The organism is Hydrogenophaga sp., assembly GCF_019635465.1.
In the GTDB taxonomy this organism is placed as follows: Bacteria; Pseudomonadota; Gammaproteobacteria; order Burkholderiales; family Burkholderiaceae_C; genus Hydrogenophaga.
This window is the reverse complement of sequence record NZ_JAHBZK010000002.1, coordinates 1-20169: the sequence shown is the minus strand read 5'-3', so window position 1 is coordinate 20169 and position 20169 is coordinate 1. Positions and strand designations below refer to the sequence as shown.

Annotated in this window: 21 protein-coding genes, 1 tRNA gene and 2 pseudogenes; 8 read left to right on the top strand and 16 right to left on the bottom strand. The window is 62.2% G+C overall.

Annotated features, from left to right (window positions below):
- Nucleotides 1-53 precede the first annotated feature (53 nt).
- The 3 genes from KF871_RS01815 to KF871_RS01805 all read left to right on the top strand — a co-directional run bounded on the left by KF871_RS01815 (nucleotide 54) and on the right by KF871_RS01805 (nucleotide 5229).
- Nucleotides 54-560, top strand: coding sequence for a hypothetical protein (locus KF871_RS01815; protein WP_291137473.1), 507 nt, complete (start codon nucleotides 54-56; stop codon nucleotides 558-560).
- A 396-nt stretch (nucleotides 561-956) separates the two neighbouring features.
- On the top strand, nucleotides 957-1733 hold the full coding sequence (locus KF871_RS01810; RefSeq protein WP_291137470.1) for a DUF1837 domain-containing protein: 777 nt from the start codon (nucleotides 957-959) through the stop codon (nucleotides 1731-1733).
- The gene (locus tag KF871_RS01805) at nucleotides 1720-5229 is read left to right on the top strand and encodes a DEAD/DEAH box helicase (protein WP_291137467.1); all 3510 of its coding nucleotides are present in this window, start codon (nucleotides 1720-1722) and stop codon (nucleotides 5227-5229) included. Before KF871_RS01810 ends, KF871_RS01805 begins: the two co-directional genes overlap by 14 nt.
- 169 nt (nucleotides 5230-5398) lie before the next feature.
- On the opposite strand, the gene acpS is transcribed toward KF871_RS01805, so the two are convergent.
- Genes acpS through KF871_RS01770 form a run of 7 tightly spaced genes read right to left on the bottom strand, consistent with a single transcriptional unit; the run spans nucleotide 5399 to nucleotide 10313 of the window.
- Nucleotides 5399-5812 carry a holo-ACP synthase gene (gene acpS / locus KF871_RS01800; protein WP_291137464.1) on the bottom strand — a complete coding sequence of 138 codons (414 nt, stop codon included), beginning with the start codon at nucleotides 5810-5812 and terminating at the stop codon, nucleotides 5399-5401.
- A 37-nt stretch (nucleotides 5813-5849) separates the two neighbouring features.
- On the bottom strand, nucleotides 5850-6770 hold the full coding sequence (locus tag KF871_RS01795; RefSeq protein ID WP_291137461.1) for a nucleoside triphosphate pyrophosphohydrolase family protein: 921 nt from the start codon (nucleotides 6768-6770) through the stop codon (nucleotides 5850-5852).
- On the bottom strand, nucleotides 6770-7861 hold the full coding sequence (locus KF871_RS01790; RefSeq protein ID WP_291137458.1) for a nucleotide kinase domain-containing protein: 1092 nt from the start codon (nucleotides 7859-7861) through the stop codon (nucleotides 6770-6772). The genes KF871_RS01795 and KF871_RS01790 overlap by 1 nt, the downstream gene beginning before the upstream one ends.
- 44 nt (nucleotides 7862-7905) lie before the next feature.
- Nucleotides 7906-8754, bottom strand: coding sequence for a thymidylate synthase (locus KF871_RS01785; RefSeq protein ID WP_291137455.1), 849 nt, complete (start codon nucleotides 8752-8754; stop codon nucleotides 7906-7908).
- Nucleotides 8747-9637, bottom strand: coding sequence for an ImmA/IrrE family metallo-endopeptidase (locus KF871_RS01780; protein ID WP_291137452.1), 891 nt, complete (start codon nucleotides 9635-9637; stop codon nucleotides 8747-8749). The genes KF871_RS01785 and KF871_RS01780 overlap by 8 nt, the downstream gene beginning before the upstream one ends.
- The gene (locus KF871_RS01775) at nucleotides 9634-10002 is read right to left on the bottom strand and encodes a helix-turn-helix transcriptional regulator (protein WP_291137450.1); all 369 of its coding nucleotides are present in this window, start codon (nucleotides 10000-10002) and stop codon (nucleotides 9634-9636) included. Before KF871_RS01775 ends, KF871_RS01780 begins: the two co-directional genes overlap by 4 nt.
- Nucleotides 9999-10313, bottom strand: a complete 315-nt coding sequence (locus tag KF871_RS01770) for a hypothetical protein (protein WP_291137447.1) — start codon at nucleotides 10311-10313, stop codon at nucleotides 9999-10001. The genes KF871_RS01775 and KF871_RS01770 overlap by 4 nt, the downstream gene beginning before the upstream one ends.
- A gap of 152 nt (nucleotides 10314-10465) precedes the next feature.
- On the opposite strand from KF871_RS01770, the pseudogene KF871_RS01765 reads away from it, so the two are divergent.
- Nucleotides 10466-10654 (top strand): annotated as a pseudogene (locus KF871_RS01765) (transposase); the annotation flags it as partial.
- A gap of 387 nt (nucleotides 10655-11041) precedes the next feature.
- On the opposite strand, the gene KF871_RS01760 reads toward KF871_RS01765, so the two are convergent.
- A tRNA-Arg gene (locus KF871_RS01760) sits at nucleotides 11042-11117 on the bottom strand.
- 251 nt (nucleotides 11118-11368) lie between these two features.
- Here KF871_RS01760 and KF871_RS01755 point away from each other — a divergent pair.
- The gene (locus KF871_RS01755) at nucleotides 11369-12232 is read left to right on the top strand and encodes a c-type cytochrome (protein ID WP_291137444.1); all 864 of its coding nucleotides are present in this window, start codon (nucleotides 11369-11371) and stop codon (nucleotides 12230-12232) included.
- Nucleotides 12233-12261: 29 nt separating this feature from the next.
- On the opposite strand, the gene KF871_RS01750 is transcribed toward KF871_RS01755, so the two are convergent.
- Genes KF871_RS01750 through KF871_RS01740 form a run of 3 tightly spaced genes read right to left on the bottom strand, consistent with a single transcriptional unit; the run spans nucleotide 12262 to nucleotide 14241 of the window.
- Nucleotides 12262-12795 (bottom strand): DUF2946 family protein, encoded by a 534-nt coding sequence (locus tag KF871_RS01750; RefSeq protein WP_291137441.1) that lies wholly within the window; start codon nucleotides 12793-12795, stop codon nucleotides 12262-12264.
- Nucleotides 12796-12799: 4 nt separating this feature from the next.
- Nucleotides 12800-13810, bottom strand: a complete 1011-nt coding sequence (locus KF871_RS01745) for an alpha/beta fold hydrolase (RefSeq protein ID WP_291137438.1) — start codon at nucleotides 13808-13810, stop codon at nucleotides 12800-12802.
- The gene (locus KF871_RS01740) at nucleotides 13807-14241 is read right to left on the bottom strand and encodes a nuclear transport factor 2 family protein (RefSeq protein WP_291137435.1); all 435 of its coding nucleotides are present in this window, start codon (nucleotides 14239-14241) and stop codon (nucleotides 13807-13809) included. Before KF871_RS01740 ends, KF871_RS01745 begins: the two co-directional genes overlap by 4 nt.
- A gap of 72 nt (nucleotides 14242-14313) precedes the next feature.
- Here KF871_RS01740 and KF871_RS01735 point away from each other — a divergent pair, with 72 nt between their 5' ends.
- Genes KF871_RS01735 through KF871_RS01725 form a run of 3 tightly spaced genes read left to right on the top strand, consistent with a single transcriptional unit; the run spans nucleotide 14314 to nucleotide 16356 of the window.
- Nucleotides 14314-14925: a LemA family protein gene (locus KF871_RS01735; protein ID WP_291137432.1), complete on the top strand. Its 612-nt coding sequence runs from the start codon at nucleotides 14314-14316 to the stop codon at nucleotides 14923-14925.
- Nucleotides 14922-15815, top strand: coding sequence for a TPM domain-containing protein (locus KF871_RS01730; RefSeq protein WP_291137429.1), 894 nt, complete (start codon nucleotides 14922-14924; stop codon nucleotides 15813-15815). Before KF871_RS01735 ends, KF871_RS01730 begins: the two co-directional genes overlap by 4 nt.
- 4 nt (nucleotides 15816-15819) lie before the next feature.
- Nucleotides 15820-16356 carry a TPM domain-containing protein gene (locus KF871_RS01725; RefSeq protein WP_291137426.1) on the top strand — a complete coding sequence of 179 codons (537 nt, stop codon included), beginning with the start codon at nucleotides 15820-15822 and terminating at the stop codon, nucleotides 16354-16356.
- A gap of 17 nt (nucleotides 16357-16373) precedes the next feature.
- Here KF871_RS01725 and KF871_RS01720 read toward each other — a convergent pair whose 3' ends face one another.
- From KF871_RS01720 to KF871_RS01700, 5 genes and pseudogenes are all read right to left on the bottom strand, one after another.
- A complete protein-coding gene (locus KF871_RS01720; RefSeq protein ID WP_291137424.1) occupies nucleotides 16374-16943 on the bottom strand; it encodes a cyclic nucleotide-binding domain-containing protein in 570 nt (189 codons plus the stop codon).
- A 115-nt stretch (nucleotides 16944-17058) separates the two neighbouring features.
- Nucleotides 17059-17475, bottom strand: coding sequence for a F0F1 ATP synthase subunit epsilon (locus KF871_RS01715; RefSeq protein WP_291137422.1), 417 nt, complete (start codon nucleotides 17473-17475; stop codon nucleotides 17059-17061).
- An 87-nt stretch (nucleotides 17476-17562) separates the two neighbouring features.
- Nucleotides 17563-18972 (bottom strand): F0F1 ATP synthase subunit beta, encoded by a 1410-nt coding sequence (gene atpD / locus KF871_RS01710; protein WP_291137419.1) that lies wholly within the window; start codon nucleotides 18970-18972, stop codon nucleotides 17563-17565.
- A 51-nt stretch (nucleotides 18973-19023) separates the two neighbouring features.
- Nucleotides 19024-19890 carry a F0F1 ATP synthase subunit gamma gene (atpG, locus tag KF871_RS01705; RefSeq protein ID WP_291137416.1) on the bottom strand — a complete coding sequence of 289 codons (867 nt, stop codon included), beginning with the start codon at nucleotides 19888-19890 and terminating at the stop codon, nucleotides 19024-19026.
- Between the two features lie 27 nt (nucleotides 19891-19917).
- Nucleotides 19918-20169, bottom strand: a pseudogene (locus KF871_RS01700) (F0F1 ATP synthase subunit alpha); the annotation flags it as partial.

Here is a 20169-nt window from a genome sequence, read left to right as displayed (position 1 = left end):
ATTCAGGTGATCTGCTCCTGCAGTACGGTTGCCGTCTGACGAACATCGATTTCATGAACCCAAACGATTTCCTCGCGCTACGCGTCCCTGGCTACGCTCAGTTGAGCGACCAAGAGCGGCACGTCATCCAGCAGTTCTCCCTGATGTGGTCGGCGTTCGAAAATTCCGTCTGCAACACCCGGGCGACGCCTTTGGCACTCTTGAGAATCCCCAAGCGGCTTCTCGAGGTTGGCAAGCTGGACATGGATGTCTTTAAAGGACCGCTGACATACTTCCGCCAGCGGTACTACCAGGACGGCCACTTCACGCACTTCTTCGAGGGGCTGCACCTCGAAGAAGGTAGCCTCAAGAACGGCGAGCTCGTGGCCAGAGTGATAAGCGGCGCGGAGGATGACGCCCTCAAAATCCTCGGAGCTATTCTGCTGATTGTTTACAGATATCGGAACAATTTGTTCCACGGCGTGAAGTGGCAGTACGGGATCGTCGGCCAGCAGGAGAATTTCCAGCAGGCCTGCAACGTGATGATGGCCGTGATGGACCGCCTCCCGCCGGCGCATTGAGTGCCGTGCACCTTGTGTCAGGTGGATAAGAAGTTGCGCAACTCACTCACCTACGCAGAGTAGATCTAAAGCCACTGCGAGTGATTGCCTTTGAAGCTGTTTGGTGGAGAGGTCCGATCTAATTCCAACGCTCTTCGCTACGGAGGGCGCTGGCATTTCGGGATCTTGATCGGCCGGCCGACGGCGGCATTCGATTTGACGTCACGCCCATTAAAGCGTCAAAGCATCTTTATTTCCTCCACCAGGTTGGACTATCCGAGCACGGCCACATCAAACTGCAATAATGTTCGCAAAAGCGCAAGGCGCGCATACTGACTTAGCAAAATCGTTACGACCATCCCGGTGGCGAGCAGTATCCGCCGATCAGGGATCAGGCGCCACTAATGGAGGGACACCGTGGGGTTATACGAGAGGTGGTGCGAGTCCACCAAAGAAAAGAACAAGCGCAAGCACTACTGGACCTATGTCGAGAAAGATGGTGGCCGCGACGAAATTCGCGATGACCTCGCTGAGACCATTCGCTCGCACTACGACCGGCTCGAACTCATTGCCGATGACGTAGAGCGACTTGGATACAAGGTCGCCGCCAAGATTCTGAGCGCGGCAATGCCTCAGACGGACAAGGGTCGTTCGGGCGATCTTGGCGAAATCCTTGCAACCGAGTTGGTCGAGGAAGAGATCGGCCTTCGCGTCCCTGTGCGCCGGCTCCGTTACAAGGACGGCCGCAACATGGCCATGCGCGGCGATGACTTCATCGGCGCCGGCTACCGCGGCGAGAAGGTCTGGCTCCTGAAGGGTGAGGCCAAAAGCAACAAGAAGCTTGGCAAATCCACGGTCGCCAGTGCTCGCAAAGTGCTCGACCGTGACAGTGGCCGTTGCACGCCGGACTCTCTGCTGTTCGTTGCCAATCGCCTGCTGGAAAGCGACGACCCTGACGACAACGCGCTGGGTCGCGATCTCCGCGACGAAGTGGGTCTCAATTCCCTTCACGCCGATCGGATTGACCACATGCTCTTCACCGTGTCAGGCAACGGCCCTCATGCTTCCTTGAAGGACGATCTGGACGCTGCTGGCACCAACCGCGACCACTACGTTGTAAACATCCACGTCGAGGATCACCAAGACTTCATCGCGGCCATGTACCAGGAGGCGGAAGATCTTGGAGACGCCTGACGAACTGACCGCTTTCCTCTCCGCTGCGACCGTCGACGGAGTTCTCGGTCGCCTCCTATATCGCGGCGCGGCATGGTCGCTGATGCGGGAGGCAGGCGTGCTACCGCAAAACGCGCCTGCCTTGGGCGCGACCATCGAAACCGATCTCGCCGAGCATGGCTTCGCTCTACTTCGAGGCGCCATGGCTCTGCGCACTCAAGCCGGTGCGTCTGAGCTGACGAACAAGGCTTTCGAGCGGGCCGCCAACGCCTTCGAAGCTCTGGTTCGAAATGGTGATCCTGAGGCGCCCGATCGAGGTTTCCGCCGCACCATTGCCGCCGCTGCCTATCACTTAGCGGGCTTCTCGGCCGTGGCCTACTCCCTCTTCAACGAGACGGCAGAAGAGCTCAACGCTACGCTGGGCGAAACGGCCATCTGTCACTTGATCTTGCGCGACCTTGGCCAGTTGCGCGGTTTCGTTCGTGATTGGCTTGGCAACGAGGCCCACGGCGATAAGCAGATGGCCGAGGCCCTTGGCGGCGACGATCCCGACATTGACGAGGTTTTGTCCACCATCCTCAATACGACGATCTGCCGGGCGTTAGCATTCTTCGACTTTGCACTTGAGACGGGCGAACAGGAGCCGATCGAAAGTGCACGGGACCTGCTCGCAGCAGCTGTCAGCTTGGCCGACAACGCCGAGAACGTCCCTTTGTGGTGGATTTCGAAGCTATGCAGCCACCTCATCGACGACCTGTGGCAGCACTCGCTTCATCAAAGGCTGCCGACCGAACCACCCGAGGGGACGGAAGAAAAGTACCCCGATCTGCGTCGGCTGTTCATCTCATCGCTCTACGCCCGGAAGACCTCAGAAGTGGAGCTATGGCCTTCGCAGCGCGAAGCCGCCCTTCGTTCCACGGACATGACGGACGACTTGGTTGTGGCCCTGCCAACCAGCGCGGGCAAGACACGCGTCGCCGAGATCGCAGCTCTGATGACGCTGTCCTCAGCACGCCGGGTCCTGATCGTCACGCCGCTGCGCGCGTTGTCGGCTCAGACCGAGCGTTCTTTCCGAAGGACTTTCGCGCCACTTGGGTTCAGCGTCTCCTCACTCTACGGGGCCAGCGGCCTGTCAGCGGGCGATGAGGACGCCCTCCGCTCCCGAGAGATCATCATCGCCACACCCGAAAAGCTCGACTTCGCACTGCGAAGTGACCCGTCCTTGATCGATGACGTCGGCTTGATCGTCCTCGATGAAGGCCACATGATTGGGCCGAGCGAGCGCGAGATCCGCTATGAGACGCTCGTGCAACGCCTGCTGCGACGCGCAGACGCGGCCGAACGCCGGATCGTCTGCCTCTCCGCGATCTTGCCGAGCGGTGACGAACTTGACGATCTCACGGCCTGGATACGCTCCGACGAACCTGGCGAACCTGTGCGTTCAGACTGGCGTCCCACGCGCCAGCGCTTCGGCGCGCTGACCTGGCGCCGCAAGGATGCACTGCTGCGACTCGACCTCGACGACGACGGTCCATTCCTTGACAAGTTCGTCGAGGAGAGGCCCGCGCGGGGCAGGGAGAAGAATCCCTATCCGCGCAAGAACTCGCACCTTGCGCTCCTTGCTGCATGGGAGTTCGCCGGCCAGGGCAAACGCACCCTAATCTTCTCCACCCAGGCCAACTGGGTGGAGAGCTACGGCAAGCAGGTCGTTGATCTCTGCAAGCGCGGCTATCTCGAACCCCTTTTGGAGGACGAGGCGCCAATCGCACGTGCGCTGGAGGTCGGCACAGAATGGCTGGGCGAGAATCATCCAGCCGTCGCTAGCCTGAAGGTCGGTGTCGCAATTCACCATGGCCGCCTGCCGAGTCCGTTCCTACGTGAGCTTGAAATCCTCCTCTCCGATGGCGTACTGAAGGTCATCGTCGCTTCACCGACGCTCTCACAGGGGCTCAATCTCAACGCTGCTGTTCTGCTCGTGCCTGCGCTATATCGGGCTGGAGAAAAGATCAAGGGCGAGGAGTTCGCGAATGTCGCCGGACGCGCCGGGCGCGCCTTCGTCGATGTCGAGGGCCTAATCGTCCACGTCATGTTCGATAGGACCAACTGGCGAATGAGAGAATGGAGAAAGTTGGTTGACTCCGCTAAAGCACGCACCCTCAAGAGCGGACTCATCCAGATCGTTGCTGAGATCCTTGAGCGCTTGTCGCGCGAGGGCGTGCTTGATCGCGACGACGCATGGGAGTACCTCGCAAACTCCCGAGAGGGTTGGAGATCACCCGACGAAGAAGCCGAGGTGGCCGAGCGCCTCGCCACTGCCGTGGAATACGACCCTGACGGTGGTGAAAGTGATGAGGAAGGCGGTGAAGACGATGAAGAGGAAACAATCGACGAGGAGCCACTGTCACAGCTTGTAGAGCGCCTCGATGCGACCGTGTTCGGCCTAGTTGAAGCGCTGGATGCCGATCGCGCCGATCTCCCGAAGCTGCTGGACGAAGCGCTTAAGGGTTCGCTTTGGGCCCGTCAGATCGCTCGCGAAGAAGAGGATGTCGCGCCTGTGCACAAGAAGGTGTTCGAAGCACGCGCCGACCTCATCTGGAAGACCACAACGACACAGGCTCGGCGCGGACATTTTGCAATGGGTGTTGGGCTCGAAGCTGGCCTCGCCATCGACGCCATGGCCGATGAACTCGCCGAACTGCTCGATCGAGCCGACGACGCAGCACTGAGCGGCGATCTCAGTGAGCTCGCTAGCGCGCTCGGCGGCCTAGGCGAGCGCCTGCTCTTCATGCGCCCCTTCATCCCTGACAAGGCGAACGCGCTACCAGCGAACTGGAAGGACATCCTTCGACGCTGGGTGTCCGGCGAAGAAGTTTCCAAGATCGGTCCGCAGAACATGCGAGCGATCGAAGAGGCCTTCACCTATCGCTTGGTTTGGGCGCTGGAAGCCGTTCGCACCCGCCGCATGTCCCTCGGCTGGTCGCCGGACAAGGTGGCGGGCGGCGCAGCGGCAGCGGTCGAGACCGGTGTCCCGCAGTTCATGATGGCAATGCTGATCCGTGCGGGCCTGCCGTCACGACGCGCTGCCATGGCGGCCATTGAAGACGCCCTGCCCGTCTTCGTCACGCCGGCAGAGATGCGAGCTTGGCTCGAATCCGACGAGGTAACAGCCAACACCGACGCGGGCGACTGGCCAACGCCTGACACTGCTGCACTATGGGCACGCTTTCGAACGGAAGCTCTGAGCAGTGGCATTCAGAAGTGGTCCGTTGAACGCTACAAGCGTCTGCTCGACATAGATGACGCCCCACCCGCCGGCCTCTATCGGATCGTCACCAACGAGGGGGATGGACGAACTTGGCTGACATCCCCCGACTACCAGCGGGTCGCCGCGTTTAAGAAGCCAGCGGTCGATCCCAAACCTAGCCTCTTCTCAGGGCGGCTGCTAGGCAATACTAGGCTCGTGGAAGCACTGCGCGTGGGCCGCGGAAAACTGCGCTGGCCGCCCGCCGATGCGTAGATGGGAACCGTAGACGTGCTCTATGCTTGGATCGACGATAGCAAGCGCGGCCCTGGGGAGTAGCTGTGTTGACCCAGTAATAACCTGCTCAACCATGTCTGCCCGTCTGCGAATACTTCGACTATTTACGCAGCCGGAAAGCGCCCGTGCAGCACATGACCGGCAGAACTCACGCAGTCAAAGCGATGACACTCGCTATCGCAATTGAGCTCGTGTGACTGGCGCTCACCAACCAATGGGCGATCCCCCGCTCACTCGCAATTGTCACCAATCGGCGGTGTAGCACGACAGCCGGTGCGCCGCTCCGCTGAGAGACAACCTCGACATCCGTAAAAGCGATGCCATCGCCCCAACCCGTGCCCAGTGCTTTCAGCACGGCCTCCTTGACCGCAAAGCGCGACGCAAGTCTTTCTGTTCTGTCGCCCCCCTCATCCGCGGTGGCCAATTCTGCAGTCGTGAAGTAACGATCCAAGAAGTCGCTTGCCTGTTTGTTTACGAGGCGAGCAAAATCTGCAGTGTCGACAACATCCACGCCATGGGCAACGACGTTCCGAAAGTTCAAAAACTGCGCCGCGTCGGTCATTCCAGGGCCTCCTGTCACTAGCTCAATCGAATAGCCATCAAGGCTTGTGAGCAGGCTTCCGCCGAGCGCTTTTCGGTGGACCAAGAAAGGTCAGGCTCTTCGCGTCCTGATCAACCAATATCTTCCCACCACCAGCACTCAGGACTTGGCGCCAAACCTCGAATCCGACCAAGATCGCGCGCTGCCACTCACCTAACGACCGCTCACGCACTTCGAGGAGCGACGTCACGCCTTTGACCGTACGCAGCAACTTGTAGTCCAAGTCGGTGACACCTTCGAGCCACCGATGCTCCTTCGCGTAGTCGAAAACTAGCGCCGCAACACCTTCATCCAGAACCTGGGCTCGGCCACCGTCCTGCACCTCGTCGACCTGGGGATCGCTCTTGCGCTTCCTTTTCAGAAGTTTCCGAATAACAGGCGACCAGCCGAGCACCGCGACGTAGCCAAGATGGAAGACGTCGTGAAATCGATAACCATCAGGGTCATCAGCGTTGTCGGTCAAGTCGTCACCGATCTGCTTGCCGTTGACGCGCATCCGAATCTTCGTTCGCCCCTTAACGATGACCTCGCTGAGTTCAACTTCGAAACGTCGAGGCAGTCGCTCGTTCTCTTCGAACTCGGCATCGAAAGCACGGGCCCCGGTATCCTGCGGCCCCCAACGATCACGGGTCTTCTTCAGATTTGCGTCCGCAATATCACTCAGTTTGAGATCGAACTTCGCAGCGACGTTTGCGATGTACCAGAGCAAGTCGCCCAATTCCTCCGCCACGCGCTCCCTGAACAGAAGATGGGAATCACCGTCTCGAAGGTGCTTCTTGTACTCGCTGAGTAGTTCGCCCGTCTCACCTGCCAGCCCGAGCAAGGGAACCACGAGATCGGTTCCTGCATCGCCACTCTTTCGCCGCGAAGGAACGCGATCAGTCTTTTGTGCCTCGCGCTGGTAGGTGTTCAAGTTCATTACGAGCGTCCTAAGTCCAAGGTTGACTGGGCAGTTGACCTGTCCGCAGATTTCTCATCCACCTTAAAGCTGGCACGGCCTAAAAGGTCCGCCTCGATCTTCGAATTGATGCCCCATTTGGGCGGATACCAAGGCAGGTCCAAGGGTCCGGTGGGAGAAAACTTCTGCTTGATGCGCGTCCGCCCCGAGATGCCGGCCACATCGGGGTGGGCGACTCGTGCGTACTTGTCAACTTCACAAAAGAGATTCTGGCAATCGATTAGCTGCAGCCGACGTCCCCACAGGGATTGGAACTTGATCCCTAGCCGTTCAAATTCGCGCTCCTGGTTGTCGGCCATCAATCGAATCAGTTCCGCTTCGTTGAGACCCGCGCTGTCGCTGAAACACTTCCTGAGGCCGTCGCGAGCACCAGGGCCCGGAATGACGAAGTCCATTTCTGAGAAGTCGGTGACCTCGCTGTAGTTGATGTCCGTTACGAACTGGTACGCCAGAAAATCCCCGATCGTGGGGTAACTTCTAAGCAATTCGAACGCGGTCTGCATCTTCTTCATTTGCGCCAACTGACCCGCGAGGTCGTCAGCCATCATGCGTTCCAGTAGCCGCAAGTGGTTCTGATGCTTGGCCGTATGCCCGAAAGCGGAACCTCCGGGCGGCATGATGTAGGCGGCCGAGTAGATTCGACCCCCAGCCCTCATCGCCTGGCTCAGAACCTTGTCATAGTGCTCGAACTTGTAGTTCTTGAAGGTGATCCCACCGAAAGTGTGTTCAAGCAACTCCCAAGTTTCGATCTTGTTGAACAACTTGAACAGCAACGTGCGAAAGAGCACCTCGGACGGCGACTGTGGGAGATCATTTCGGTAGATCACATGCCTGATCAGATACTGGCTGACACGATCAGAAGCGCGATACGCGTTCGTAAACTTGTGAACGGAGATCACCGGATCACTGGTCCATGGCGCGGGTTTGCCCATCAGCCTCTGGCAGAACACGTTCTGCCGCTCCACTGCGAACCGCCAATAGCTATCAAACACTGGAGTGACCTTGATCGGCAGCAGGTGCGACGGACCATCGGTCGGTGCTGGAACGGCCACGGCGTCATTCTCCGAAGACACACAGTTCTTGCTGGCTCCAACCCTCACGCTGCAATCTCTACGTCTGCCGCGAGCACATCACCTGTGTCAGCCTCTTGATGCTTCAGAGGAAAACTCGCACGGGCTGCACCGATCAGCGGTTGTAGGTCCGGATCAGACTTGGAGATGCGCTCGAACTTCGCGACGCCGACAACGACATTCATTCTCAAAAGCTTGGTTTTCATTTCATGGGCCATGAAAACGCCCAGTTGGGCAATGCCGAGATAGTTGCCATATGCCTTCACGAACAGCTGCTGTGTCGCGTAGAAGGCGTTGATGACGAGCCCCTGCTTGGTCGGTTCGAAGCTGACGTGCTGGAGACAGGGAAACTGGAGTTGGGCGTCAGCCACGTGGTCTCGGGCTGGATCAAATACGCTCGCCTGAAACATCGACCGCCGCACGCCCTCCCGTCCTTCAAACTGGGACAGGATCCATTCGAGCTGATTGCCATCGCAGGGGCCGCTCCCGTACCCGGTCATTCGCTCGAAGTAGAGACCGCGGCGGTTGTCCCGTGGATTCATCGCCTGGTAGCGAGGAAATGCATCCTTGTAGTACCGAAACAGCGCGGCGCGATCGCCCTGAGCGACCTGCCACAAGCGCTGCGGAAAGATCGTGAACGCCACGTCGTCCACGCTTCGCAAGCGTTTGGCCGCAAGCAGCGTATCGAGCGCCTCGCGGATGGCCGGTGTTTCCGGAACCGCACCCCGTTCATTGAAGCCAGTCACGCTCAAGATCAGAGGTGATATCTCGGGACCCGCGTGATCAATGACGTGAAGCACTGCCTTGGCCCAGGCCCGCGAAATGTCAGGCTCGTCGACGAGGAGCGGGCCAATTGAATGGGGAAGCTTAGTCATCTGCAGTCTCCTCAAGGTGGCGGAATCGAGCCAAACCAACGTACTGGCGCCGTGCGATACGGACATAGGTTGCCCATGGTGTGCCGGGTATCGCCACTCGCGTGATGCCACACTTTGCAGCACGAAAAAGTCGCCCGGCAGCCAAATCACGCTCAGGCACGAGCATTGAGGCATCCACGACCACGCCCGAAGGAAGGAGCAACAGCGCGTCCTGCTCCATGTCGAGCGTCGCTGAATTCCAGTGCTGATCCGCTACCGTGAGCGGCGTGGAAACGACTTCGCCCAGCAGTTCCGTACGAATCATCTTCGGCGTGATCCGCCCGAGGCGATCACGCTGCACTTGGTTGATCATGTTGATGCCATATGCGAGGTGATTCACCAGAGTCGCCTGGCCTACTCCGAAGTTGCATGCGATAGCGTACATGTCGAGGGCTGTTGCACGGTTCGGGTCCAAGCCGCGCTTCGCAAAAGCTTCCCGCAGGCCAAGCGTCGGCATCAAGACGAAAGCCGCGAAAGCATCCGCCAGGATCTCGTTCGGAGGACGATCTGCGCTATTGGCCTGATCTTCTTGCAACTCATCGATGGTTGAACCGTGCCCGAAAACGTGATGACCTAACTCATGCGCGCATGTGAAAGTTCTTCTTGCCAAGGGCCGGAGGGCAGAGACATGGATACGCGGCTTGGGCGCCCGGTCGTACATGCCTTCCATGTTGATATCGTTGAACCGAACTGCAACTTTGTGCGCCTCGCACAAGCCATAGATACAGGCAGGACTCTTGAGGTCTAAACCCGCCTTCACGCGCGCCTCGATCGACGCCTGCATGCCTTGCATCACCAGGGTTCTTCGTCCTGCGGCCGATGTGTTCAAGAGCTGAGGACTCATTTCCCCCTCTCTCCCTCATCAGTGCCCGAGTTGCGCATCGACGCAAGAAGCCTCAGCAGTCGATCCAGGTCGTCGGGCTTCAGCTTGCTCAATTCGCGCGCTGCTAGCTGGAGTCGCGGATCGTTCATTTCGAGCTGTTCAGCCGTTTCGCCAATCAGCCACGAAACAGTGACATCGTAGGTTTCCGCAAATTGCGCAAGTTCTTCTGCTGAAACACGGCGATTGCCAGCCTCGATCTCAGAAACCGTCGGCCGATGCATCTGCAGCAACTTGGCCACCTGGCCCTGCGACAGACCTGCGGCCTTTCTGGCCTCGCGCAGGCGTTCGGCGATCGCCGAGCGATGGGCATCCGGGCTGTCCGTCATTGCGCGTTCGCCTGCTTGGGCTCTGCCGCAACTTGCGCTTCTGCGAGTGCGACGACCTTAGCCACGATCTGCTCGATCGTCAGCGCAACACAGGTATCGTCCTGCCGGAAGATGTTTACATCATTGGCGATTGTGATCCCGAGCTTCGCACCCAGCATGCCAATGGCTACGGGCCAAATCTTGCTGTCGAACTTTGGCAACTCTTCGATGGGCTTGGTCGCGCCGCCAAGCGGTGGGCACTCAAGTTCACTCGTCGCTTGTATGTTCTGCAGGACTTCTACCAGCGTCGCCTGAATCAGAGCAGCATCCATTTGGATCTCCAGTTGAACCATTACGGTTGGTAAGAATATCTTACCGACTTTCCTGGATCTCTGCAAACAGCACTGGGAGCGGCGGCTCGCAGCTCGTGGACTGACCCCGTCCTAGGTATTCGAACCGTTCTGTTGCAGAGAAGCCCGGCATGATGAACGCCCCGCAGGGGCAGGAGCATGTCGCGAAGACGAGCAAATTCACCGAGGAGAAAATCGCCCTTGCCCTCAAGCAGGCCGAGCTGGGCACGCGCGTGGAGAAGGTCTGTCGCAACATGGGCATCAGCGATGCGACCTTCTATGTCTGGGAAAAGCGCTACGGCGATGTCGGCCCGTCAGAGCTGCCCCCTTGCGCCGTCTTGCCGACATTCGCATCCAACGATTGAGGTTGGCAATCGCTGCACAAGCTCCTTCGCCGTACAACGTTGCCTCGCCTTTGCCTCGCGTTTGGCTCGCCGAAGTTGCGACTTGGCAGGTGGCTATGTCCGCGTCGCCGGATCACGCGAAACGCCACGGGCCTGGAGGTGATGGTCGTTCTTCAGGTGTGGACAGCAGCTTCTTCCCACCACTGGGCCAACGATTGGCCAGATGTGGGCCACAGCCAGCAGCGCAGCAATTCGAAGACCATTGCATCAACCACAGCCATGGCCCGGAAGCGAAGCGATTCCAGGTAGCGGCAGGTGCTGGGTTTCGTGCTTGACTCACGCTTCGATGCGCGTAAGTCCTTGATTTGGCGCGGCTGGCGGGGATCGAACCCACGACCCTCGGCTTCGGAGGCCGATACTCTATCCACTGAGCTACAGCCGCGTGGCTGGAAAAGACCAATACTCGTTCTACTGCGCGGTTCCCGAATGACGACAGCCTTCGGAGGCCAATACTCTATCCACTGAGCTACAGCCGCGCGGCGAGCGCCATTCTAGCGGCTTGCTCTGCTTTGGCCTGGTGGGGGTAGGCCGCTGGCTATAATCGCCGGCTGTCCGTCGACGCCCGGCCAGCCTTGCCTGAAGGCCGAATCCAGCGGTCGGCCCGGCCCGCCTGTCTCCCCCCTTGAGGACCCCATGAGCGATCACGCCCACGATTCCCACACCGGCCCCATCAAGACGCCTGCGCAGCTGCTCTGGACGTCGTTCTTTGCCTTCGTGGTGCCGGTGTTCACCATCATCGGCCTGGTGATGTACGTGACCTCGGCCAACAAGCCTGCCGCCGGTGCGGTCGACCAGGAAATCGCCACCGCCACGCGCATCCAGAAGATTGGCACGGTCGAAATCCGCGACGCCAACCGGCCGCTGGCCGCTGGCGCAGACGTGTTCAAGGCCCAGTGCGCAGCCTGCCACGAAGCGGGCCTGGCCGGCGCACCCAAATTCGGCGACGCTGGCGCATGGGCGCCGCGCATTGCCACCGGTTACGAAGCGCTGCTGAACTCGGCCCTCAAGGGCAAGGGCGCCATGGGCGCTCAGGGTGGTGGCGCCTTCCGTGACGCCGAAATCGGACGCGCGGTGGTGTACATGGCCAACGCCGGTGGCGCGAAGTTCGAGGAGCCGCAGATGGCCGCCGCACCGGCTGCAGCGGCCGCACCCGCCGCCGCCCCTGCTGCACCGGCACCGATGGCCGCCGCACCGGCACCCGCACCGGCACCCGCACCGGCCGCTGCACCTGCCCCTGCCGCCACGACCGTGGCCGCCGGCGCCGGCGAAGCGCTGTACAGGCAGACCTGCACCGTGTGCCATGGTGCCGGCATTGCAGGCGCCCCCAAGACCGGCGACAAGGCCGCATGGGCGCCGCGCATTGCGCAGGGCATCGACACATTGGTGACCCACGCCATTCAGGGCAAGGGCGCCATGCCCCCCAAAGGTGGCGCCATGGCCGCCTCCGACGCAGACATTCGCGCTGCCGTGCAGTACCTGGTGGACGCGGCCAAATAAGGGCACTCACGCGCACGAACAAAAGCCGGTCACTGACCGGCTTTTTTCATGGCCGCGGGGCTGCGCACATAGCCGTGGCGCCTGGGCAGCTCGTCGCTTGACACATCCTCGGGCGTCCATTCTCCCGATTCCACCCGGTCGGCGGCCTGCAGCATGTCGGCGCTGTGGACGATGCCGAAGCCCAGATCGGTGGACAAATACAGGCGCCCTTGTTCATCGACACAGCTGGATGCCACCTGCGCAACCCGCCCGGTGTGCGACCACACCGCGCCGTCGGGCTGCAACCGCCACACGAGTGGCGTGGCCTCGAGCTCGACATAGACGCGCTGCGGGCCGTTCTGGAAGAACCATTGCCCATGCTCATCGGCCAGGTAGTTGCGCTCGATGAAAGCGATGAGTTTGTCGTGCCGCAGCAGCGAGCCCTTGCTCTGGGGGAAGGGCCCGGCCGTCTGGGTGCGGTCGTCGCGCATGTACCAGTTGCCGCGGGCGTCCAGCCCCAGCCAGTCGTGGCAGTGCGGTACGTTGGGCCATTTGGCCAGTGCGGCCTTGACGATCTCATCCATGGGTTCAGACCTGCGCGAGCAGCCAGTGTCCCACGGCGTCCGGCATCGCGCGCACATGACCGGGCACCCCGAGCGCACCGTGCGACTGCGCAAAGCCGACGTGGCCACCATGCGCCGGCTGCCACAAGGTCACGCACGGGCCGACCTCGCCTTCGCGCGGCAGCGAGCTTGCAGGGACGAAGGGGTCGTTGCGGGCGTTCACGGCCAATGCCGGCACACGGATGTGCGCCAGCAGCGGCTTGGCCGACGCCCGGGCCCAGTAGTCCTCGGCGTCGCGAAAGCCATGCAAAGGGGCCGTGAAGATGTTGTCGAAGGTGTACAGATCGGGCGCGGCGCGCAGAGCCCCGGCGTCAAACAGGCCCGGATGCTGGGCCAGCTTGCGCAGCGCCTTGGGCTTCATGGTCTGCAGGAACATGCGCGTGTAGACCTGACGGTTGAAGCCGCGACCGATCGCGTGCCCCCCAGCGGCGAGGTCCAGCGGCGAACAGACCGCGGCCACGGCCCGCACCACCGAAGCGGCTTGTGTGCCCAGTTCGGCGGCCCATCGCAGCAAGGCATTGCCGCCCAGCGACACGCCCACGGCGATCAGGGGGCGCTCGGGCGACTCAGTGGAAAAGCGGCGAAGGATCCAGTCGATCTCTTCGAAATCGCCCGAGTGGTACGCGCGCGGCGCAAGGTTCAACTCACCCGAGCAGCCTCGAAAGTGCGGCACCGCGTAGGCCAGTCCGTGCTCGCGGGCGAAGTCGGCAAACGCCACGGCGTACTGGCTGGCGGAACTGCCCTCAAGGCCGTGGAAGAGCACCAGTTGGGGAGCGCGCGGATGCACCGCATTGACCGCGCGATCGACGTCGATGAAATCCCCGTCCGGGGCCGTCCAGCGCTCACGCGCCCAGGTGGGTGCCGGCCCGAAATGCCGTTTGGCATACAGCGCAGGCCAGATGGTCTGGGCGTGGCCACCGGGCAGCCACCAGGGTGCCCGGTGGCGCTGCAAGGCGTTGGGCAGTTCGGGCTTCAATGCAGGAGCGGCTTGCTGACGGGGTCGGCGGGCTCGGTGCGGGAGCCCGGACTGGCGTGGTGGGCCACCAGGCGCCAGCCTTGCGCCGTCTTGGTATAGACGTTGGTCGCCACGACGAAGGCGTGTTGAGGGCCGTCATCGGTGAGCACCGCCACGCGCTCCACGACGCTGTGCACCGAGCAGTGGCCCGCATCGAAGCGCTGCACCTTCTCCGGCGTGGCCATCACCGCGCCGTTGGCAAACATCGCTTCGAAGGCGGCCCGAATGGCCGCGTGCCCCAGCAGGCGCGGCCCCCCAGGGTGCACACAGACGATGTCGTCCTCGTCGGTCCAGCAGGCCATCAGGCGCTCGATGTCGGCGTGCTGCAAGGCGTCGTAGAACATCGCTTCGGTGTCGTCGGGCGTGCCCGGGGGCAGTTTCGATTTGCGCATGCCGGCATTGTGCCGTCGCGACATCGGCCAGGGGTATAGTGGCCGGCGTTTGCCGACACCTGAGGGGGAACGATGCGCCGTCTGATTCAATTGCTGTTGCTTGGTGCCGTCACGCTGCTGGGCGGCTGTGGCTACAACGACTTCCAGCGACTCGACGAAGAGAGTCGCTCGGCGTGGGCCGAGGTGCTCAACCAGTACCAACGGCGGGCCGACCTGATCCCGAACATCGTGGCCACGGTGCAGGGCGAGGCGAACTTCGAGCGCTCGACGCTGGAGGCTGTCGTCAACGCGCGCTCGCGGGCCACGTCGATCCAGGCCACGCCGGAACTGCTCAACGACCCGGCAGCGCTGCAGAAATTCCAGGCAGCACAAGGCGAACTGGGCAGCGCGCTCAGCCGTCTGATGGTGGTCGTGGAGCAGTACCCCAACCTCAAGGCGAACCAGGGCTTCGCGGATCTTCGCGTGCAACTGGAAGGCACCGAGAACCGCATCACCGTAGCCCGCAACCGCTACATCCAGGCGGTGCAGGCGTACAACGTGCTGGCTCGCAGCTTTCCGTCCAACCTGACGGCCATGGTGTTCGGCTACACACCAAAGGCCAACTTCAGCGTGGCCAATGAGGCCGCCATCAGTGCACCGCCCAAGGTGGACTTCGGCACCCCGGCGGGCACACAGAAACCATGATTCAACGGGCCGTTGTGGCGGCCCTGCTGTGGCTGCTGGCCACTGGACTGGCCTGGGCGCAATCATTGCAGCCGGTCCCGCAGTTGCAATCCCGGCTGATCGACCTCACGCAGACGCTCGATGGCGCTGCGGCAGCGCGCATCGAGGGCCGGCTGGCCGCCTTCGAGCAGGCCCGCGGCACACAGATCGTGGTGGTGATGATCCCCACCACAGCGCCAGAGGACATCGCCGACTACACGCAACGCCTGGGCGACGCCTGGAAGATCGGGCGCCGGGATGTGGGGGACGGCCTGCTGTTCGTCATCGCCAAGAACGACCGGCGCCTGCGCATTGCACCGGCCAAGGCGCTCGAAGGGGCGATCCCCGATCTGCTGGCCAAACGCATCATCGATCAGGCGGTGACGCCGGCATTTCGACAGGGCGACTTTGCCGGCGGCATCGAGGCCGGGCTCGATGCCATCGAAAGCGCCATCAAGGGCGAGGCTTTGCCGCTGCCCGACGCGACTGCATCACGCGACGAAACGCCCGACTGGACCGGCGCGCTGTTGTTCCTCGTCTTCGCCGTGCCCATGCTGGCCGGCTTCATGCGCAATGCCTTTGGCCGGGCGCTGGCGGTGCCGCTCACCGGTTCAGCGGCCGCGCTGCTGGCCTGGGTGATCACCTCGGTGGTGTGGGTGAGCGCCGGTGCGGGGCTGATTGGTGCGTTGGTGGCCCTCATGGCCAAAGTGCCCAGCGGCAACTGGCGCTCGGGGACGTCGCGTCGGCGCGACGGCTGGGGCAACGGGGGTGGCTGGGGTGGCGGCCGGGGCGGCGGGTTCGGTGGCGGCGGTGGATTCAGCTCCGGTGGCGGTGGCAACTTCGGGGGCGGCGGTGCCTCGGGCGGATGGTGAGCGCATGACGATCGTGGCCCGATGGCGGCGCTGGCTCAGGCACCGCTGGATGGACGCCAGCGACAGCCGTCGCGCTGTGCCCGATGACATGGCCGAGCGCCTGGCGATGCGCATTCGCGCCAGTGAGGTGCGGCATACGGGTGAGGTGCGACTGCTCATCGAGGCCTCGCTGCCTGGCGGCTATCTGCGCAGAATTCGTGAACCCGCCGATCTGCAACCGGTGATCCGCGACCGCGCCCTGGCCTGGTTCGGTCGTCTGCAGTTGTGGGACACCGAGCACAACAACGGCGTGTTGATCTACCTGCTGCTGGCCGAGCGGGCGATCGAGTTTGTGGCCGATCGTGGCCTGGCGCGCCAGGTGCCTCCTCAAACCTGGCAAGCCATCGTCGAACGGCTGGGTCAGCGTTTACACGGCGACCAGACCGAGGACGGTCTGACCCAGGCGCTCGAAGAGGTGTCGGCATTGCTGGTGGCGCACTTCCCGGCCGATCCGCAAGCGCCAGTGCACAACGAGCAACCCGACGACATCGTGCGCGTTTGACGCGCCTGTCACGACGATCAGCCGTTGTTTCGGTTGGTGCCCGTGCGGTTGTTCATCACCACCTGCAGCTCCTGCTGGAGCGCCTTGTTCATCTGGGCGAAGGTCTTGAGCTTGCGGGTGGTTTCGCGCAAGCGGTCGGCCAGCCGCTTGGAGATGGCCAGCAACAGGCGGGCGCCCAGGCGAGGATCCTCGCGAAGCAATCGCATCAGCGCGGTACGCGAGAGCACGGCGGCGGCGATGTCGGTGTTGGCGGTGCAGGTGGCCGAGCGGGGCGCGCCATCGAGCACGCCCATTTCACCGATGAGGTGACCCGGCCCCATGATGTTGACCACCATGCTTTCGTGAAGCCCAGGCAGCTCGCTCTCGACCGCAATGTCGCCTTCCAGCAAGAGCAGCATGTAGTCGTTGCTCTTGACCTCGCCCTCTTGAATGATGATGGTCCCGGCCTTGATCAGCTTGGGGCGCATGTAGCCCACCACCTTGAGGGCGTCGGCAATCGTCAGGTCGGCCAGCGCGGTGGGCGTGACCAACAGCCGGGCCGCCACTTCTTCGGGGGCCAGTTCCGGGCTATCAAAAAGCGAGGACATGGAGAACAGGCAATGAGACGAGGGCCATCATAGTGGCCGCCTATCCGCATGAACAGCCGCCACCCAAAAAAAGACCGGCACTGTGGCCGGTCCTTTGTCGGTCATCAAGTCGCCTTCACTTCTTCTGGCGGTACTTGCGCAGCGCAGCGATCTGTGCAGCCATGACCGCCAGCTCGGAGGTCGCCTTGGCCAGGTCGACATCGCTCTTGGCATTCTTGACGGCTTCCTCAGCCTGCTTGCGGGCATCGGTGGCCTTGGCTTCGTCCAGGTCCTTGCCGCGAATCGCGGTGTCGGACAGAACGGTGACCACGTCCGGCTGCACTTCGAGGATGCCGCCTGCCACGAAGACGAACTCTTCGCCGCCATCGGCTTTCTCAATGCGCACGGCACCCGGCTTGATGCGGGTGATCAGCGGAATGTGCCCCGGCAGAATGCCGAGCTCGCCCGCTTCACCCGGCAGGGCGACGAACTTGGCTTCGCCAGAGAAGATCGACTCCTCGGCGCTCACCACGTCAACATGAATCGTGCTCATGGGATTCCTTTCGTTCAGCGTTGAGGTTTCAGGGTTGAGCGAGCGGATGACGTACCCAGACCACGCTCAACGCCGACCACCAAACGCTCAACCTGCAATCTTCTTGGCCTTCTCGAAAGCCTCGTCGATGGTGCCGACCATGTAGAAGGCCTGCTCGGGCAGGTGATCGCACTCACCGGCGGAGATCATCTTGAAGCCGCGGATGGTTTCCGACAGCGGCACGTACTTGCCGGGCGAACCGGTGAACACTTCGGCCACGTGGAACGGCTGCGACAGGAAACGCTGGATCTTGCGAGCGCGCGCCACGGTGAGCTTGTCTTCCGGCGCCAGTTCGTCCATGCCCAGAATGGCGATGATGTCGCGCAGTTCCTTGTAGCGCTGCAGCGTGCCTTGCACCGAACGGGCCACGCCATAGTGCTCCTCGCCCACCACGTGGGGGTCGAGCTGGCGGCTGGTCGAGTCCAGCGGGTCCACGGCGGGGTAGATGCCCAGCGCAGCGATGTCACGCGAGAGCACCACGGTGGAGTCCAGGTGGGCGAAGGTGGTGGCCGGCGACGGGTCGGTCAAGTCGTCGGCAGGCACGTACACGGCCTGGATCGAGGTGATCGAGCCGACTTTGGTCGAGGTGATGCGCTCTTGCAAGCGGCCCATTTCTTCGGCCAGCGTCGGCTGGTAACCCACGGCGGAAGGCATACGGCCCAGCAACGCGGACACTTCGGTACCGGCCAGCGTGTAGCGGTAGATGTTGTCCACGAAGAACAGCACGTCACGGCCTTCGTCGCGGAACGACTCGGCGATGGTGAGGCCGGTCAGGGCCACGCGCAGACGGTTGCCCGGGGGCTCGTTCATCTGGCCGTAGACCATGGCCACTTTGGACTGGCTCAGATCTTCCTGCACCACGACCTTGGAGTCCGACATCTCGTGATAGAAGTCGTTGCCCTCGCGGGTGCGCTCACCCACGCCAGCGAACACAGACAGGCCCGAGTGCGCCTTGGCGATGTTGTTGATGAGCTCCATCATGTTCACGGTCTTGCCCACACCGGCGCCACCGAACAGGCCCACCTTGCCGCCCTTGGCAAACGGGCAGACCAGGTCGATCACCTTGATGCCGGTTTCGAGCAGCTCGGTCGAGGGGGACAGTTCGTCGTAGGCCGGGGCCTTGCGGTGGATGGACGCCGTCAGGGTCTGGTCGACCGGGCCGCGCTCATCAATCGGGTTGCCCAGCACGTCCATGATGCGGCCCAGGGTGGCCTTGCCCACGGGCACGGTGATCGGCGCGTGGGTGTTGGTCACCTGCATGCCGCGACGCAGACCGTCGGAAGAGCCCAGGGCGATGGTGCGCACCACGCCGTCACCGAGCTGTTGCTGGACTTCCAGCGTGAGGGCGGAGCCCTCCATCTTGAGCGCGTCGTAGACGCGGGGCATCTGGTCACGCGGGAACTCCACGTCCACGACGGCGCCGATGCACTGGACGATCTTGCCTTGCACTTGAGACATGATGTGTACCTTCTGTTTTCTCTGGATTCGGGTTGACGCGGGCCTGTGCGATTACACGGCGGCGGCGCCGGCGACGATCTCGGACAGCTCTTTGGTGATGCCGGCCTGACGGGTCTTGTTGTAGACGAGCTTGAGCTCGTTGATCACGTTGCCCGCGTTGTCGGTGGCGGCCTTCATGGCCACCATGCGCGCCGATTGCTCGGACGCCATGTTTTCGGCAACGGCCTGATACACCAACGCTTCGACATAACGCACCAGCAGTTCGTCAATGACGGCAGGCGCGTCGGGTTCGTAGATGTAGTCCCAGTCGCGACCACCCGCACCGTCCTGAAGCTCGTCGACCGACAGGGGCAGCAGCTGTTGCACCACGGCCTCCTGCTTCATCGTGTTGATGAAGCGGGTGTAAACGAGATGCACGCTGTTGATCTTGCCCTCGGTGTAGGCATCGAGCAGCACCTTGACGGGGCCGATCAGCTTCTCGAGGTGAGGGGTGTCGCCCAGACCGGTCACGCTGGAGACGACCTTGGCGCCAATGCGGTTCATGAAGCCGAACCCCTTGTTGCCGATGGCCACGACCTGCGCGCTGGCACCCTTGGCCTGCAGCGCCTTGAGCTCGTTGGTGAAGGCGCGCAACACGTTGGTGTTGAGGCCGCCACACAAGCCCTTGTCGGTGGTCACGACCACGAAACCAGCCGTGCTGGCTTCGTTCTTCTCCATGAAGGGGTGCGTGTACTCGGGGTTGGCCTTGCTCAGGTTGCCCGTGATCTGGCGCACCTTCTCCGCGTACGGACGGGCCGAACGCATGCGGTCCTGCGCCTTGCGCATCTTCGAGGCGGCGACCATCTCCATGGCCTTGGTGATCTTCTTGGTGTTCTCCACCGATTTGATCTTGCCGCGGATTTCCTTGCCTGCTGCCATCGCTGCTCCTGGTTGGCCCTGGGGCGATCAGTACGTGCCGGACTTCTTGAACTCGGTGATGGCGGCCGTCAGCTGGGCTTCGGCATCCTTGTCCATCGCCTTGTCGTTCTGCAGCTTGGTCACCAGAGCAGCGTGCTTGTCCTTGAGGAAGGCATGCAGGCCGGCCTCGAATGACAGCACCTTCTTGACTTCGATGTCGTCAAGGAAGCCCTTGTTCACAGCGAACAGCGTGGACGCCATCAGCGCGATCGGCAGCGGGCTGTACTGGGCCTGCTTGAG

Excerpts from the sequence above, each read along its gene's own strand:
- KF871_RS01815 (WP_291137473.1), top strand. The coding sequence starts at position 54 with ATGAACCCAAACGATTTCCTCGCGCTACGCGTCCCTGGCTACGCTCAG.
- acpS (WP_291137464.1), bottom strand. The coding sequence starts at position 5,812 with ATGACCGACGCGGCGCAGTTTTTGAACTTTCGGAACGTCGTTGCCCAT.
- KF871_RS01795 (WP_291137461.1), bottom strand. The coding sequence starts at position 6,770 with ATGAACTTGAACACCTACCAGCGCGAGGCACAAAAGACTGATCGCGTT.
- KF871_RS01785 (WP_291137455.1), bottom strand. The coding sequence starts at position 8,754 with ATGACTAAGCTTCCCCATTCAATTGGCCCGCTCCTCGTCGACGAGCCT.
- KF871_RS01780 (WP_291137452.1), bottom strand. The coding sequence starts at position 9,637 with ATGAGTCCTCAGCTCTTGAACACATCGGCCGCAGGACGAAGAACCCTG.
- KF871_RS01775 (WP_291137450.1), bottom strand. The coding sequence starts at position 10,002 with ATGACGGACAGCCCGGATGCCCATCGCTCGGCGATCGCCGAACGCCTG.
- KF871_RS01770 (WP_291137447.1), bottom strand. The coding sequence starts at position 10,313 with ATGGATGCTGCTCTGATTCAGGCGACGCTGGTAGAAGTCCTGCAGAAC.
- KF871_RS01755 (WP_291137444.1), top strand. The coding sequence starts at position 11,369 with ATGAGCGATCACGCCCACGATTCCCACACCGGCCCCATCAAGACGCCT.
- KF871_RS01750 (WP_291137441.1), bottom strand. The coding sequence starts at position 12,795 with ATGGATGAGATCGTCAAGGCCGCACTGGCCAAATGGCCCAACGTACCG.
- KF871_RS01740 (WP_291137435.1), bottom strand. The coding sequence starts at position 14,241 with ATGCGCAAATCGAAACTGCCCCCGGGCACGCCCGACGACACCGAAGCG.
- KF871_RS01735 (WP_291137432.1), top strand. The coding sequence starts at position 14,314 with ATGCGCCGTCTGATTCAATTGCTGTTGCTTGGTGCCGTCACGCTGCTG.
- KF871_RS01730 (WP_291137429.1), top strand. The coding sequence starts at position 14,922 with ATGATTCAACGGGCCGTTGTGGCGGCCCTGCTGTGGCTGCTGGCCACT.
- KF871_RS01725 (WP_291137426.1), top strand. The coding sequence starts at position 15,820 with ATGACGATCGTGGCCCGATGGCGGCGCTGGCTCAGGCACCGCTGGATG.
- KF871_RS01720 (WP_291137424.1), bottom strand. The coding sequence starts at position 16,943 with ATGTCCTCGCTTTTTGATAGCCCGGAACTGGCCCCCGAAGAAGTGGCG.
- KF871_RS01715 (WP_291137422.1), bottom strand. The coding sequence starts at position 17,475 with ATGAGCACGATTCATGTTGACGTGGTGAGCGCCGAGGAGTCGATCTTC.
- atpD (WP_291137419.1), bottom strand. The coding sequence starts at position 18,972 with ATGTCTCAAGTGCAAGGCAAGATCGTCCAGTGCATCGGCGCCGTCGTG.
- atpG (WP_291137416.1), bottom strand. The coding sequence starts at position 19,890 with ATGGCAGCAGGCAAGGAAATCCGCGGCAAGATCAAATCGGTGGAGAAC.